The following is a 13,522-nucleotide window of genomic DNA, read 5'->3' on the forward strand; positions in this document are numbered from 1 at the left end:
AAAGAAAGCCTCCCATTTCTCATGTCCAAGAAATGGGAGGCAGTTCATTAGCTCGGCAGGAGGGCCCTTCCATCTCCCCGCAGTTTGAGTGGGGCAACGTCCCAGTGAAAATGGGCGGGCCGATTGTGGCCGGATGCTGGGCAGCTTGCAGAGCAGCCGCTAGCAAATCCTAGGCAGCTGCTCTCCCACGAGCATGTCGAGGATGCGGGTCGATCCCCAGCCGGTGCGCACGCGTACGGCGGGACGGGTGTCCTCGGCAAGCGGCAGCACGCGACCGATAATCGCGGCGTTTTCGCCGTAGCGCGCGGCGCGCATAGCTGCCAGTGCGGCATCGGCCTGCTCGGCCGGCACGACGGCGACCATCTTGCCCTCGTTTGCTACCTGCAGCACATCGTAGCCGAGCATCTCACATGCCGCCTGCACGTCGGGGCGCACGGGCACGGCATCCTCGTCGATCTCCATGGCAACGCCGCTGGCCTGGGCAAACTCGTTGAGCGTGGATGCCAGGCCGCCGCGCGTGGGGTCGCGGAAGCAGCGGGTGTCGGGGGCGGCGGCGAGCACGTCGGCAATCAGATGATTGAGCGGCGCAGCATCGCTTTCGATGTCGCTCGAAAACGCCAAGCCCTCGCGCTGGCTCATGATGGCGATGCCGTGGTCGCCTAGCGTACCCGATACCAGGATGGCGTCGCCGGGCCGACAGTTCGCACCGCTGAGCGTTACGCCCGCGGGCACTTCGCCCACGCCGGCGGTATTGATGTAGACGCCGTCGGCACCGCCACGCTCGACCACCTTGGTGTCGCCGGTGATTATGGACACGCCCGCCTCGCGCGCCGTTTCGGCCATGGTCTGCACAATCTGGCGCAGCTTGTCCATGGGATAGCCCTCTTCGAGGATAAAGCCGCATGAGAGGTAGCGCACGTTAGCGCCCGAGGTCGCGACGTCGTTGACGGTTCCGCATACGGCGAGTCGGCCGATATTGCCGCCGGGGAAGAACTGCGGCGTTACCACAAAGCTGTCGGTTGACATGGCGATTCGCCCGCTTGCGGGCAGCGCGGCGACACCGGCATCGTTGCCCGCAAGCAGCTCGGGCGACCCAAAAGCATCCAAAAAGACCTCATCGATAATGCGCTTCATCATCTGGCCGCCGGAGCCGTGGCCCAACAGGACAGTGCTATCGGTAACGCTATGGGACATATCGAAAACTCCAATCGAGGGTGGTGCCGGTGTGCGGGTGCGTCTGGGCTAGTCGTGGTAGCGGTAGTACGCCGCGCAGCTACCTTCGGAGCTCACCATGCAGGGGCCGACGGGATGCTCGGGTGTACAAGCGTGGCCGAACAGAGGGCAGTAGCTCGGCGTAATGGCTCCGCGCAGCACGTCGCCGCAGCGGCATCCGTGTGGCTCGACCGTCGGCTCGATGGGCACGTCAAAGCGGGTGCGGGCATCAAAGCGCGAGAATTCGGGACGAATGGCGAGTCCCGAGTCGGCGATTGGCCCCAGCCCGCGCCATGTGGTATCGCACGGCTCAAATACCTGCTCGACCAGCTGGCGCGCCACGGGGTTGCCGTCTGCGTTGACGCCACGGCGGTAGGCGTTGTCGATCGCCGGCCTGTTCTCGACAACCATCTGGATCAGCATGTAGATACCCTGCAAGATGTCGACCGGCTCAAATCCCGTTACCACGCCTGGGGTCTTAAACTCGTCGACCAAAAAGCCAAAGGGGGCTAAGCCCGTGATGGTGGCGACGTGGCCCGGCAGGATAAAGCCGTCGATAGTGGTCTCGGGATCGTTGGCGATGGCGCGCAGCGCCGGCGGCGTGGTCTTATGGGCGCAGTAGACCGAGAAGTTCTGCAGCCCGCGTGCATCTGCCTCCAGGATGGCGGCGGCGATGGTGGGCGTGGTGGTCTCAAAGCCCACACCCATAAAGATGACCGGGCGGTCGGGGTTTTGCTCAGCGATGTCGAGTGCGTCGAGCGGGGAGTAGACGATGCGAATGTCGCACCCTGCTGCCTTTTGCGCGGCGAGCGAGGTGGACGATCCGGGCACGCGCATCATGTCGCCAAAGGTGGTGATGATGGCGCCGTCTATGTTGGCGAGCGCGATTGCATGGTCGATATCGCGATTGGCGGTAACGCAGACGGGGCAACCTGGGCCGCTTAGCAGCTTGAGTCCCGCCGGCATAATGGAGCGAAAGCCATAGCGGCCAATGCTCACGGTATGCGTACCGCAGACTTCCATAAGGTTGATGCTGCGGTTGCCGACAAGCTCGTGAATACGATCAATGAGCTCGCGAGCCAGCTTGGGGTCGCGAAATGCCGAAAAGTCGATACCGGAGCGAACCGGCTGCGCCGCCGCCACTAGTATGCCTCGGCCGGGTTGGTGGCGAGCTGGTCCTCTTCGGCCAGCTCGGCCATGGTATTGACGAGTTCGAGTGTCTCTTGGGCTTCCTGCTCGTCGACGATCTGAATGCCAAAGCCGGCGTGCACGAGAATATAGTCGCCTACCTGTGCCGTCGGCACGAGGCGCAGCGAAACGGGGCGCTCGATGCCCATCATGTCGACGGTCGCCTTAAGGTCGTCGTCGCGTTTGACCACTTTACCGGGAACGGCAAGGCACATAATGTTCCCCTTTTATACGTTTTGCGCTGGATAGGCGCCTAATTACCCATCAATTGATGGTAGCGCTCGCGGGAGTCACGAGCAAACGCGTTACACCTGTGAGACGGCGGCGCGCAGGCTGGCAAAACAGCCTATCGCAACGCCGTCTGCGCGAGGCGAGCGCGAGCGATGGCGGCCTGACCGTAGGCGATGCAGCCGTCGTTGGCGGGTACGGTTTGGGGAACCAAGACCGTAAGGCCTGCGTCTTTAAGCTCGCGGGTGAGGAGCTGAAGCAAAAGTCGGTTCATGAACACGCCGCCCGAGAGCGCGACGGTATCGATGCCTTCGCGCGCGCAGATTTCGCGTGCAATTCGTGCCGAAGAGCGCGCGATGGCGATATGGAAGTCGAGCGCTAGCCTGTAGGCCGCAGCGCCGGCCCTGATTCCCTCCAAAAGCGCCTCAAAAAGCGGTCTGGAGTTCAGAACATGGCAGTCGTCCGGACGGGATGATTCGGTTACGGAAAAGCTGGCCATATTGCCGGCGGGGCAGGCACTTTCACTGCTGAACGCGCGCCAGGCGGCGGCTTCGAGTTCTATGGCGGGTTCGCCCTCGTAGGTTGCCTTGTCGCAGATGCCCAGAATTGCTGCCGCGGTATCAAAGAGACGCCCCATGCTGCTGGTACGCGGGCTGTTGATGCCGCGCTCGATCATGGTGGCTGTCACGCGGCGCGTTTGCTCGTCGAGGCTGTCCAAAAGCCGAGCGGCACCTGGGTGCTCGAGCAGGCCGAGCTCACTGAGCAGGGCAAAGGCGTTGCGGCGGGCATCGCGTACGGACGCTACGCCACCGGGTAGGGCCCAAGTGCGCAGATGCGCTGCGCGCTCAAAGTCAGCAAGGCCAGCGACAAGAAACTCGCCGCCCCATATGGTGCCATCGGTGCCGGCACCCGTGCCATCGAAGGCAATGCCGAGGGCGCGCGCCTCGGGCGCAAGCTGGCCTGCAACAATCGCTTCTGCCATCACGCTCGCGATGTGCGCATGATGGTGCTGGACTTCGATAAGTGGCAGATTGTGCTCCCGTGCCTGCTCGCGCGCCCACTGGCTCGATAGATAGCTGGGGTGCAAATCGCAGACCAAGGCGGCGGGCGCCAAGTCAAAGAGATCTTCCAAGCGTGTGCGCGCGGCGTTCCAGGCATCGAAGGTCCCGCCGTTTTCAACACCGCCGATATGCTGCGACACAAAACAGGTTGCCTCGCCGTTCGTCCCTTCACGCGTGAGCGCGATCGTGGCCTTTTGTTGTGGGCCGCAGGCGAGCACGCAGGGTGCAGTGCCGTCGAGCGCCGGCAGCGCTAACGGCTGCGGCGCATATCCGCGCGCGCGACGCACAGGCATAACGGCGCCGTCGACCACGCGCACCACGGAGTCGTCGTAGCGCGAGAGAATCGCGCGGTCGTTGCCGAGCAGCGCGTCGGCAATGCCGGCGGCAACGAGGCGCTCCCAGGCAAGATCGTCATCGGTCTCGATGGGCTCTTCGCTCAGGTTTCCGCTGGTCATGACGAGCGCGTGCATACCGCGGGCTTCTGCCGCGGCAAGCAACAGATGCTGAAGCGGGGTGTAGGGGAGCATAATACCGAGCTCTGGAAGGTCGTGCGCGACGGACGGCGCGAGCGCGAGGGCGTCGGGGGAGCCGCCGCTCTCGCAAGCAGCACGTCGGCGCAGCAGCACAATGGGGCGAATGCTGCCGGCCAGCAAGCCGCGTGCAACGTCGTTGACATGGCACAGGCGTTCAGCGTCGGCAAGGTCGCGTACCATAACGGCAAGCGGTTTGTTGCTGCGGCGTTTGCGGCGGCGAAGCTCGGCTACCGCCTGCTCGTTGGAAGCGTCGCATGCCAAGTGAAATCCGCCCAGACCCTTGATGGCGACGATACCGCCACCGGCCAGCAGCTCAACACAGCGGTCGATAATGGCGTCGCTGGTCTCGCGCGTGGTGCCGACGGCCGGCAACGCGGCGGCTTCGCCCGGCTCATCGCCCACGCTCGCTTCGCGCCACATGATATGCGGCCCGCAATCAAAGCAGGCATCGGGCTGCGCGTGAAAACGCCGGTCGAGTGGGTCGGCATACTCCGCGGCACACTCAGGACACATAGGAAAACAATTCATCGACGTGGCCGCTCGGTCATAAGGCAGCGACCGGATGATGGTAAAGCGCGGTCCGCAGTTGGTACAGTTGATAAAAGGGTAGTGATAGCGCCGATCGGCGGGGTCGAACAACTCGCGCAGACAATCATCGCAGGTGGCGATATCGGGCGAGACGAGCGTCGTGTGCGCGGTCTGGTCCTGCGATGCTACGATGCGAAAACCCTGTTCATTGGCGGTATCCCAACCGTGGGCTGCCAGGTCCACAACCTCGACATACTCTACGCGGGCTGCCGCAGGCGCATGCTCAGAAAGCGCGGCAACAAAAGCATCGAGCGCATCGGCCGGAGCGTGCGCCTCGATATGCACGCCGTCGCCCGCGTTGAGCACCCATCCGCAAATGCCATGCGCCATGGCCTCGCGATACACAAACGGCCGCATGCCAACGCCCTGCACAATGCCCGTTACATGAATATGCACATGTCGCATGCGACACCCCTCATCAAAACCGACCAAATAGGGACAGGTGCGCTACAGTCCCAGGCTCTGCTTGGTGGCGGCGCACGTGAGCTCGCCGTGCTTAACGCCGCGCAGGCCCAGCAGACGGTCGGCCAGCTCGTAGACGCGCTCGCCGCGACCCTTGAGCGCCAGAATCTCTAAGCAGTTGTGGTGATCCAGATGCACGTGCATGGTCGATACGATTTCGTCGGTGTAGTCGTGCTGCACTTCGTCCAGACGGCGCGTCAGGTCGCCGGTATGGTGGTCGTAGATCATGGTGAGCGACCCGATAACATGCTCATCGGGCGTGCGCATCTGCTCCTTGGCGATCGAGGCGCGAATCAGGTCGCGCACGGCCTCGGAGCGGTTGGCCACGTCGCCGCGGCGCGCGATCTGTTCGTCAAAACGGCGCAGCAGGTCGTCCGGTGCGGTAACCGAAAAGCGGACCAGCTCGGAGCCGGAGCCACTACAGTGGCAGCCTGCGTCACCGTCCGCCCCGTGCGGATGCTCGTGCTCGTACCCGCAGCCGTGCTCGTGTTCGGCCACGTTACACCAGCTTCACGGAGCCGACGGAGTTGTGGTCGGCCTCGATGGCCTCTTCGTAGCCCTCGAGTGCGTCGTGGGCCTCGTGCAGCGCGGCCATGGCTGCCTCGAGCTTGGCGCCGATGCGCTCCATGTCAAAATTCTCGGTCGCATGCAGCAACTGATGGCTCCACTCGTGAGCGAGCTCGATGGTGTCGTCGACCTGCTTGACGCTCATGGCAAGCTGGCTCATGTTCATTCCAACATCATGCATGGGAAATCTCCTTGTGTGGACGGTAATCCAGTGATTCAGATTTTACTACGCCCGCTCTGCGCGCCGCTGCATAAGAAAACGGGTGCGAGTCTGTGCGACTCGCACCCGTTCACTGGGGGCTGTTTGTAACTACCATACTATCCATGGTCGCACGCGCCGCACCCGGCAGTCCGGCGAGCGGTGCAAAACCGCTCATGGACGGCGGGCAAGTAACAAGCGTATTACAGATGCTTCTCCAGCAGCGCCTGCAGCCTCGCCTTGGGCAGAGCGCCAACCGAGCGGTCAATCTCCTCGCCGTTCTTAAACACAATCAGCGTGGGGATGCTCATGACGCCATACTTCATGGCCAGGTCCTGGTTGTCGTCGACGTTGCATTTGGCAACGGCAAGCTTGCCCGCCAGCTCATCGGCTACCTCGTCCACGATGGGCGAGAGCGATCGGCAGGGCCCGCACCAGGGCGCCCAAAAATCGACCAGCACGGGCAGGCTGTCGTTAACGATGGAATCGAAGTTCTCGGGGGTAATCTGCTTAATGTCAGCCATGGTGACCTCCATAATACGACGCGGCTCGGCCGCGTAAAACTCAGTACGACCGTGCTTATACCCAGCCGCCCGCAAAGCAACCACTCGCGGGCAGCTCTTTTATATAATGGTGGGCACGCAAACGATTGGAGAGCGCATGTCCACGTCACAAAGCCAGAAAAAAGAAGCCATCGCCCAGGCGGCCGAGCAGGAGCTCACATCGCTTGCGGTCCGTGGCGTGCGCATCGTGGGTAACGCGTGCTCGCCGATCGTGCTGGTCAAAGGCGATTTGGACGAGGCCGAGCGTTCGGGCGGCGAGCTGGCTGCCGGTCCGGACGGTGCTGCGCTGCGCAAGGCGCTTGGGGCCATCGGCTACGCGCCCGAGGATTTTTGCGTGCTGGCAAGCGTCGCCGGCACAGGTGACGGAGCGGTCGCGGTGGGCGAGACTCTGCCGTGCGAGCTGTTCCGCGAGGCGCTTGAGGCTCTGGATCCCGAGGCGGTGCTGCTGCTCGATAACAGCGCGGCCGATGTCATGCGCGAAACCTACGCCGATATGCTCGTGGCGATTGATGACTTCGACACCGCCATGCTCAAGCCCGGCCTGGTCGCCCATGTGCAGGGCCGCCGCGTGCTCGCGCTCGATGGCTTTGAGGCGGCGCTGACCGACAAAGCGGCCAAGCAGCGCATGTGGGCCTACATCAAGCAGCTGACCCCGGCGGTCGCTCCACTGTAGCGGATCGGCACCGGCGAGCGATTGCCTGGCGGGCGAGGCGCGCCGCGAGATCGGCGCCGTACTTCTACATCACAGCGCGCAGCTCAAACCGATCGCCGTTAATGCGGAACTGGCAGTTGCCGTTCATGCGCTCCACGGCAAGTTTGATGCTCTTGGTTCCAAAGCCGTGGCCCGCATGCCGGGTCACGGGCATGCCGTCGACCATGCGCGGCGCGCGGTCAAACGTGTTGGAAACTAACAGCAACAGCTGGCCGTCCTCAAGTCGCAGGTCAAGGTCGACGAATCGCTTTCCTTGGGGTGCGGCGCTTGCGGCGGTGATAGCGTTTTCCAAGGCATTTGAGAGCACGCTAAACAGGTCGGCGTCACCTACGTGGACGGTTTCGGGTACGGCGGCGCGCAGGTTGGCGGTAATGCCGTTTCTATTGATATCTGAGTTGAATGACGAAAGCGCGATGTTTACGGTCTCGTTGGCGCAGAAGCGGCGTACGGCGGTGCGGTCACCGGCTTCGCAGAGTTCGTCGATGCGTTTGAGCGCCTCGTCGGTGTGGCCCTCCTCAATTAAAGCCGCCAGGCCGCGTAGGAAGTGGCGCATATCGTGGCGAAGAATCGACAGCTCGCGCCCAGATTGACGCCAAGCCTCGAGCTCTTTGATGGCGGCGCTGTCGCGGGTTTCGAGCATCCAACGCTCTCGCTCGGCGGTTTCCTTTTCTTCGTATTCGCGCAGGTAAACGGCAAGAAACATAAGATAGAAGGCACAGAGCGCAAATGCCAAAAGCTCAACCGTCACCACCGAGCCCGAGTGGAACAGCGTGGTGTAGACGTTGGTGGCATAGTCAAAGACGTAATAGACGAGCGGCAGGATTAATAGGATGCCCAGCTCGGTGGGGCTTTTAATCGCCAGGCGGGGTCCAATGTCGCCGGCCCAATGCAGCAGGACGGCAAAGACGCCGAGCGTGGTCGCGATGCGCGCCAGATAGTACGCGATCTGCGAATCGGTTGCGGCAAAGGCGGCGATGCCCATCCAGTTGCTGAACTGACAGCTCAGATAGGCGCTGGTGACGCCCAATGCCGCGAGCAGCGGGCTCAGACGGTAGCGCGCACACAGGTAGACGGTAAGCGGCAGGTGCACGACGAGCGGATAGACCTGACGGGCAAAAAGCTCTCCGCCAACGACATTGGCGATCGAAAAGGCAGCGCCGGTTGCGGCTCCGACCCCCACCAACTCGAGTGCATGGCGTCGATTGATTTCGATACCGCATAGCGCCGCCGAGGCAAAGACGCCAAAGAGTAGCGTTGTGGCGTGGTGGATTGCCCAAAGGACCATTTCGACCGAGGAGATCATCAGCGTCTCCCGCCCTCGAAGCGCACCGCAAAGTAGGCGTCTTGGAACCCCTGCTTGCTGCTGCGCGACAGCGGAATGCACGCGCCGGAGCGCATGACGATGTCCGTGCGATCGAAGTGGTCGATGTTGCGCAAGTTGACCTGGTAGCTACGGTGGCATTTAAAGAAGGTGGCATTTTGCACCAAACGGTCCTCGACGCTGCGGAACGACTCGAGTGCCTCGATATCGCGTCCGTCGCGCAGGTGGAAGACCACGTGCTTGTTGCGCGCCTCGGCATATTCGATGTCGGACAGGCGCAGGGCGTGGTAGCCAAAGGACGTTTTGATCACGAGCTCGTCGGTTGCCGCCGGGCGCATGCTCGAAAGTTCGTCGAGTAACTGCGCCAGGCGTTCGTAAGTCACGGGCTTGAGCAGATAGTCGAAGGCGCGGACCTCGTAGGACTCCAGTGCAAACTCGGGCGACGAGGTGAGGAACACCAGGCGCACGGCGGTGTCGGCCTGGCGCAATTCGCGTGCGGTGTCCATGCCGTTGACGAGCGGCATGATCATGTCGAGCAGGATGATGTCGGCGCGCGACGCGGCATGGCGCGCCAGCAGGTCCTCGCCGCGCGTAACGAGCGCAACATCGACCGCCGTGCCCGTCTCGATCGACCAACGGTCGATCATCCGGTGCAGTCTATCTAGAAAAGCGACGTCATCGTCGCAGGCAATAATCTTGAGCATTCTGAGCCCCCTTAGTAGTTCGATTTTGCCACATTGGGCGCGGACCACTCGCGGGGGAGCGCCCGTTCGTGCCTCACGGTGCGCAACTCGCGCCGAGCGGTATTGCGGTGGCGAAAGATGCCTCCTGCGCTATCGAGAGCCCGGCTATCCTCAGCTTGCCAGTTCGAAAATGGACCTGCCGCATGATTGAATCTTTATTTCAACTTTACACCTAGGTTTACAGCTGTCTTGTCAGCTGTAAACCTAGGTGTCATACTAAAGCCCCAAGATTCGCCAAAAGAGAGGGGCCTTGATGGCACAGAGCGCGAACATGGATGCATCGGAGCTTGCACGCGATATCGCGGCCGGCCTAGCATCGGCAACGACGGCAACGGAGCGCGCGGCACTGGTGCCCGCAGAGCTCGTCGAGGCCATTCAGCAACTAAAAGCCCAACGTGACGCGGTAATCCTGGCGCACTACTATGTGGCGCCCGAGGTCCAAGCCGTTGCCGATTACGTCGGCGACAGTTTCTACCTGGCAAAACTCGCCAAGAGCCTGCCGCAGCAGACTATCGTGCTGTGCGGCGTGGAGTTTATGGGCGAGAGTGCCAAGCTGCTCAACCCCACCAAGACCGTGCTGCTGCCCGAGCCGGGCGCGGACTGCCCCATGGCTCACATGGTCAAGCGCGAGACGGTCGACGCGGCGCGCGCCGAGTACGGTGACGACCTTGCCGTGGTCTGCTACGTCAATTCGACGGTCGAGATCAAGAGCTGGAGTGACGTGTGCGTCACCAGCTCCAACGCCGTCAAGATCGTGTCCGAGCTGCCGCAGCAGCACATCCTGTTCATCCCTGACCAAAACCTGGGCCGCTTCGTGGCCGAGCAGGTGCCGCAAAAGCACGTCATTCTCAACAACGGCTACTGCCCGCGCCATCACATCATCACCGTCGAGCAGATCGTCGACGCGACGGAGGCCCACCCCGACGCGCTCGTGCTGGCGCATCCTGAGTGCAAGGCCGACGTCCTGGCCGAGGCCGACTACATCGGCTCCACCGCCGGCATCATCAAGTATGCCGAGGAGTCGGACGCGAGCGAGTTCATCATCGTGACGGTCCGCGGCGTGCTTTACGAGCTCGAGCGCCGCTGTCAGGGCGCCGGTAAGAAGTTCTACTTCCCCGCGGTGCAGCCCACCTGCGTCAACATGGATCTCATCACGCTCGAAAAACTCGTTCGCTGCCTGGAGACGGGCGAGGGCGAGGTGCAGATCGGCGTGTCGGACGAGGCCGCCGACCAGGCCAAGCTCACGCTCGACCGCATGCTCGAGTACGCAGCGCGCTAGAACAATGCGGCATGAGGGACGGTCCCTTATGCCACATTCAAGGGAGAGGATTCCTGTGGAAACCAAGCAATACCCCGACATGGAGTGCGACGTCGTCATTGCCGGCTGCGGCGTGGCGGGCCTATACGCGGCCCTCAACCTGCCGACGAGCACGCGCGTGGTCATGCTCTCCAAGGGCGCTGTCGACGAGTGCGATTCGATGCTCGCGCAGGGCGGCATCTGCGTGCTGCCCGAAGGCTCGGACTACGATGCCTTCTTTGAGGACACCATGCACGCCGGCCACTACGAGAACCGCCGCGAGAGCGTCGACATCATGATTCGCTCGAGCCGCTCGGTCATCAACGACCTGTTGGCCATGGGCGTGGACTTTGAGCGCAAGGCCGACGGCAGCCTCAACTTTACCCGCGAGGGCGCGCACAGCCGCCCGCGCATTGCCTTCCATGCCGACATTACAGGCAAGGAGATCACGACCAAGCTGCTCCAGGCCGTGCGCAAGCTGGACAACGTGCAGATTCTCGAGCACGTGGCCATGACCGACATCCTGACGGGCGAGCGTGACGGCGCCACGGTGTGCGCCGGCGTCGTCGCCGTTTCCGTGGACGAGGACAACTCGGTTCGTCCTGCCGACGAGCTGACAAATGCCGCCGAGGGCGTGCATGCCGGCGAGCCGTTTAAGATCCATGCCCGCCAGACGCTGTGGGCGACGGGCGGCATCGGCGGCGTATACGACCATTCGACCAACTACCCGCAGCTCACCGGTGACGCCTGCTACATCGCGCAGGAGCATGGCATTAAGATGGAGCACCTGGACTACGTGCAGATCCATCCCACGGGACTGTTTTCGCCGCAGCCGGGCCGCACCTTCCTGATTAGCGAGAGCTGCCGCGGCGAAGGCGCGATTCTGCTCAATGCCGCCGGCGAGCGCTTTACCGACGAACTGCAGCCGCGCGACGTGGTCGCCGCCGCTATTCGCGAGCAGATGAAGCAGGACGGCACCGAGCACGAGTGGCTGAGCTTTGCCCCCGTCGAGCGCGACGTGGTGACCGGGCATTTTGCCAATATCCGTGCGCGCTGCCTGGAGGACGGACGCGACATCCTGGACGAGCCCATCCCTGTCACACCCACGCAGCACTATTTTATGGGCGGCGTATGGGTCGACAAGGACGGCCGCACCTCGATGCCCGAGCTCTACGCCGCCGGCGAGACGGCCTGCAATGGCGTGCACGGCAAGAACCGCCTGGCTTCTAACAGCCTGCTCGAGTCCCTAGTTTGGGGCCGCCGCGCTGCTTGGCGTATGCGCACCGGCGAGTCGCTGACCGTGGAGCAGGCCGGTGAGCCCGCGCTTGACGGACGTCACCGCGCCCTGAGCGCCGAGACCCTTGCAATCGATGATTTGGCCCGTGCCGCCGGCACGCAGGCCGTGGAGGAGTAGACCATGAATCCCATTACCATGAAGCTCGTCGTCGATGATCTGATTTTGCAGGCTCTGCGCGAGGACATCACGTTTGAGGACGTGAGTACGGCGAGCGTGTGCCCTACGGCGCGCCCCGCTACCGTTGAGCTCATCGCCAAGGCCGATGGCATCATCGCCGGCTTGGATGTGTTCGCTCGCACTTTTGAGCTGCTGGATCCGCAGAGCTCGGTGCTGTTTGATGTCGCGGACGGCGACGAGGTGCACGCCGGCGACCACGTGGGCCAGGTGCGCGGCGACGCGCGCGTATTGCTTTCGGGCGAGCGCGTGGCGCTCAACTACCTGCAGCGCATGAGCGGCATCGCTACTTACACGCATCGGATGGCGGCTGCGCTCGAGGGCACCAAGACCGTGCTTGTCGACACGCGCAAGACCACGCCGGGCATGCGTGTCTTCGAGAAGGCCGCAGTCGAGATCGGCGGTGGCAGCAACCACCGCTATAACCTGTCGACGGCTGTCATGCTCAAGGACAACCACATCGACGCCGCCGGTGGCGTGGCGCGCGCGATTGAGATGGCGCGCGCCCATGCGTCGTTTACCGCGACGGTCGAGATTGAGTGCGAGAACCTGGACATGGTACGCGAGGCCGTGGAGGCCGGTGCCGACATCATCATGTTCGACAACATGACCCACGATGACATGGCTACTGCGATTGAGCTTATCGCCGGTCGTGCCAAGACCGAGTGCTCGGGCAACGTAGACGCCGACAACATTCGTGCCCTGGCCGACCTGGGTGTTGACTATATTAGTTCGGGCGCTCTGACGCACTCTGCGCCGATCCTCGACCTCTCGCTTAAGCACCTGCGTCTGCTGGACGGTAAATAATGAATGCCCGCGAGCGTCGCCGTGCCATCATGGCCGTGCTCGAGGGGGCCAAAGAACCTGTCTCGGGCAGTGCGCTTGCCCGCGAGGTGGGCGTGAGCCGTCAGGTCGTGGTGCAGGACATCGCCCTGCTGCGCGCCGACGGGCACGATATCGTCGCCACCAATCGCGGCTATGTACTACAGGAGGCCCCCAGCAGCCCCGCCGTGCCCACGCGCTTGGTCAAGGTTCGCCACAGCGTTGAGCAGGCAGGCGATGAGCTCACGAGTATCGTCGACGCCGGCGGCGCCGTGCTCAACGTGATCGTCAATCACCGCGTGTACGGTAAGATCACAGCCGACCTGGACATTCGCAATCGTCGCGATGTTGAGCGCTACCTGCACGATATCGAGAGCGGCAAGAGCTTTCCACTATTAACGGTGACGAGCGGCTATCACTTCCATCGCATTGCGGCAGAGGATGAGCAAACCCTCGACGAGATCGAGGCCATGCTCAAGGAGAAGGGCTACCTTGCCGATTTAATGCCTTACGAGGACGATCTATCGTAGCCGATGCTGCAAACGTCCCTAAGCG

Annotated in this window: 14 protein-coding genes; 5 read left to right on the forward strand and 9 right to left on the reverse strand. The window is 62.9% G+C overall.

The features are described 5' to 3' along the window. Positions 1 to 159: 159 nt before the first annotated feature. The 7 genes from hypE to trxA all read right to left on the reverse strand — a co-directional run bounded on the left by hypE (position 160) and on the right by trxA (position 6,562). Positions 160 to 1,194 (reverse strand): hydrogenase expression/formation protein HypE, encoded by a 1,035-nt coding sequence (gene hypE, locus DXB86_RS07905; protein ID WP_117736744.1) that lies wholly within the window; start codon positions 1,192 to 1,194, stop codon positions 160 to 162. Positions 1,195 to 1,242: 48 nt separating this feature from the next. Then, positions 1,243 to 2,355: a hydrogenase formation protein HypD gene (gene hypD / locus DXB86_RS07910; protein ID WP_117736745.1), complete on the reverse strand. Its 1,113-nt coding sequence runs from the start codon at positions 2,353 to 2,355 to the stop codon at positions 1,243 to 1,245. Then, positions 2,355 to 2,615, reverse strand: a complete 261-nt coding sequence (locus tag DXB86_RS07915; protein ID WP_117736746.1) for a HypC/HybG/HupF family hydrogenase formation chaperone — start codon at positions 2,613 to 2,615, stop codon at positions 2,355 to 2,357. Before DXB86_RS07915 ends, hypD begins: the two co-directional genes overlap by 1 nt. A gap of 131 nt (positions 2,616 to 2,746) precedes the next feature. Then, the gene (gene hypF / locus DXB86_RS07920) at positions 2,747 to 5,215 is read right to left on the reverse strand and encodes a carbamoyltransferase HypF (protein ID WP_117736747.1); all 2,469 of its coding nucleotides are present in this window, start codon (positions 5,213 to 5,215) and stop codon (positions 2,747 to 2,749) included. 42 nt (positions 5,216 to 5,257) lie between these two features. Continuing rightward, positions 5,258 to 5,770: a nickel-responsive transcriptional regulator NikR gene (nikR, locus tag DXB86_RS07925; protein WP_118205863.1), complete on the reverse strand. Its 513-nt coding sequence runs from the start codon at positions 5,768 to 5,770 to the stop codon at positions 5,258 to 5,260. A gap of 1 nt (position 5,771) precedes the next feature. Further along, positions 5,772 to 6,020, reverse strand: coding sequence for a hypothetical protein (locus tag DXB86_RS07930; protein ID WP_006235225.1), 249 nt, complete (start codon positions 6,018 to 6,020; stop codon positions 5,772 to 5,774). Positions 6,021 to 6,241: 221 nt separating this feature from the next. Continuing rightward, positions 6,242 to 6,562 (reverse strand): thioredoxin, encoded by a 321-nt coding sequence (trxA, locus tag DXB86_RS07935; protein WP_055250861.1) that lies wholly within the window; start codon positions 6,560 to 6,562, stop codon positions 6,242 to 6,244. A gap of 136 nt (positions 6,563 to 6,698) precedes the next feature. Between trxA and DXB86_RS07940 the strand changes: the two genes are divergently transcribed. Further along, complete coding sequence (locus DXB86_RS07940; protein WP_055250826.1) at positions 6,699 to 7,274, forward strand: hypothetical protein; 576 nt, start codon at positions 6,699 to 6,701, stop codon at positions 7,272 to 7,274. A 64-nt stretch (positions 7,275 to 7,338) separates the two neighbouring features. On the opposite strand, the gene DXB86_RS07945 is transcribed toward DXB86_RS07940, so the two are convergent. Continuing rightward, entirely contained in the window at positions 7,339 to 8,616 is a 1,278-nt protein-coding gene (locus DXB86_RS07945) for a GHKL domain-containing protein (protein ID WP_117736748.1), read from the reverse strand. After that, on the reverse strand, positions 8,616 to 9,338 hold the full coding sequence (locus DXB86_RS07950; RefSeq protein ID WP_117736749.1) for a LytTR family DNA-binding domain-containing protein: 723 nt from the start codon (positions 9,336 to 9,338) through the stop codon (positions 8,616 to 8,618). The genes DXB86_RS07945 and DXB86_RS07950 overlap by 1 nt, the downstream gene beginning before the upstream one ends. A 292-nt stretch (positions 9,339 to 9,630) precedes the next feature. Here DXB86_RS07950 and nadA point away from each other — a divergent pair, with 292 nt between their 5' ends. The 4 genes from nadA to DXB86_RS07970 are packed head-to-tail and all read left to right on the forward strand — an operon-like array spanning position 9,631 to position 13,497. After that, positions 9,631 to 10,656 carry a quinolinate synthase NadA gene (gene nadA, locus DXB86_RS07955; RefSeq protein ID WP_117736750.1) on the forward strand — a complete coding sequence of 342 codons (1,026 nt, stop codon included), beginning with the start codon at positions 9,631 to 9,633 and terminating at the stop codon, positions 10,654 to 10,656. 28 nt (positions 10,657 to 10,684) lie between these two features. Further along, complete coding sequence (locus DXB86_RS07960; RefSeq protein WP_117736751.1) at positions 10,685 to 12,088, forward strand: L-aspartate oxidase; 1,404 nt, start codon at positions 10,685 to 10,687, stop codon at positions 12,086 to 12,088. Between the two features lie 3 nt (positions 12,089 to 12,091). After that, the gene (gene nadC, locus DXB86_RS07965) at positions 12,092 to 12,952 is read left to right on the forward strand and encodes a carboxylating nicotinate-nucleotide diphosphorylase (RefSeq protein WP_117736752.1); all 861 of its coding nucleotides are present in this window, start codon (positions 12,092 to 12,094) and stop codon (positions 12,950 to 12,952) included. Further along, on the forward strand, positions 12,952 to 13,497 hold the full coding sequence (locus tag DXB86_RS07970) for a transcription repressor NadR (protein ID WP_117736753.1): 546 nt from the start codon (positions 12,952 to 12,954) through the stop codon (positions 13,495 to 13,497). Before nadC ends, DXB86_RS07970 begins: the two co-directional genes overlap by 1 nt. The last annotated feature ends 25 nt before the right edge of the window (positions 13,498 to 13,522 follow it).

The sequence above is a fragment of the Collinsella sp. OM06-18AC genome, from assembly GCF_003438785.1.
GTDB lineage: Bacteria > Actinomycetota > Coriobacteriia > Coriobacteriales > Coriobacteriaceae > Collinsella.

Excerpts from the sequence above, each read along its gene's own strand:
- DXB86_RS07945 (WP_117736748.1), bottom strand. The coding sequence starts at position 8,616 with ATGATCTCCTCGGTCGAAATGGTCCTTTGGGCAATCCACCACGCCACA.
- nadA (WP_117736750.1), top strand. The coding sequence starts at position 9,631 with ATGGCACAGAGCGCGAACATGGATGCATCGGAGCTTGCACGCGATATC.
- DXB86_RS07970 (WP_117736753.1), top strand. The coding sequence starts at position 12,952 with ATGAATGCCCGCGAGCGTCGCCGTGCCATCATGGCCGTGCTCGAGGGG.
- DXB86_RS07930 (WP_006235225.1), bottom strand. The coding sequence starts at position 6,020 with ATGCATGATGTTGGAATGAACATGAGCCAGCTTGCCATGAGCGTCAAG.
- DXB86_RS07960 (WP_117736751.1), top strand. The coding sequence starts at position 10,685 with ATGCCACATTCAAGGGAGAGGATTCCTGTGGAAACCAAGCAATACCCC.
- hypF (WP_117736747.1), bottom strand. The coding sequence starts at position 5,215 with ATGCGACATGTGCATATTCATGTAACGGGCATTGTGCAGGGCGTTGGC.
- DXB86_RS07940 (WP_055250826.1), top strand. The coding sequence starts at position 6,699 with ATGTCCACGTCACAAAGCCAGAAAAAAGAAGCCATCGCCCAGGCGGCC.
- DXB86_RS07915 (WP_117736746.1), bottom strand. The coding sequence starts at position 2,615 with ATGTGCCTTGCCGTTCCCGGTAAAGTGGTCAAACGCGACGACGACCTT.
- trxA (WP_055250861.1), bottom strand. The coding sequence starts at position 6,562 with ATGGCTGACATTAAGCAGATTACCCCCGAGAACTTCGATTCCATCGTT.
- nadC (WP_117736752.1), top strand. The coding sequence starts at position 12,092 with ATGAATCCCATTACCATGAAGCTCGTCGTCGATGATCTGATTTTGCAG.
- DXB86_RS07950 (WP_117736749.1), bottom strand. The coding sequence starts at position 9,338 with ATGCTCAAGATTATTGCCTGCGACGATGACGTCGCTTTTCTAGATAGA.
- hypE (WP_117736744.1), bottom strand. The coding sequence starts at position 1,194 with ATGTCCCATAGCGTTACCGATAGCACTGTCCTGTTGGGCCACGGCTCC.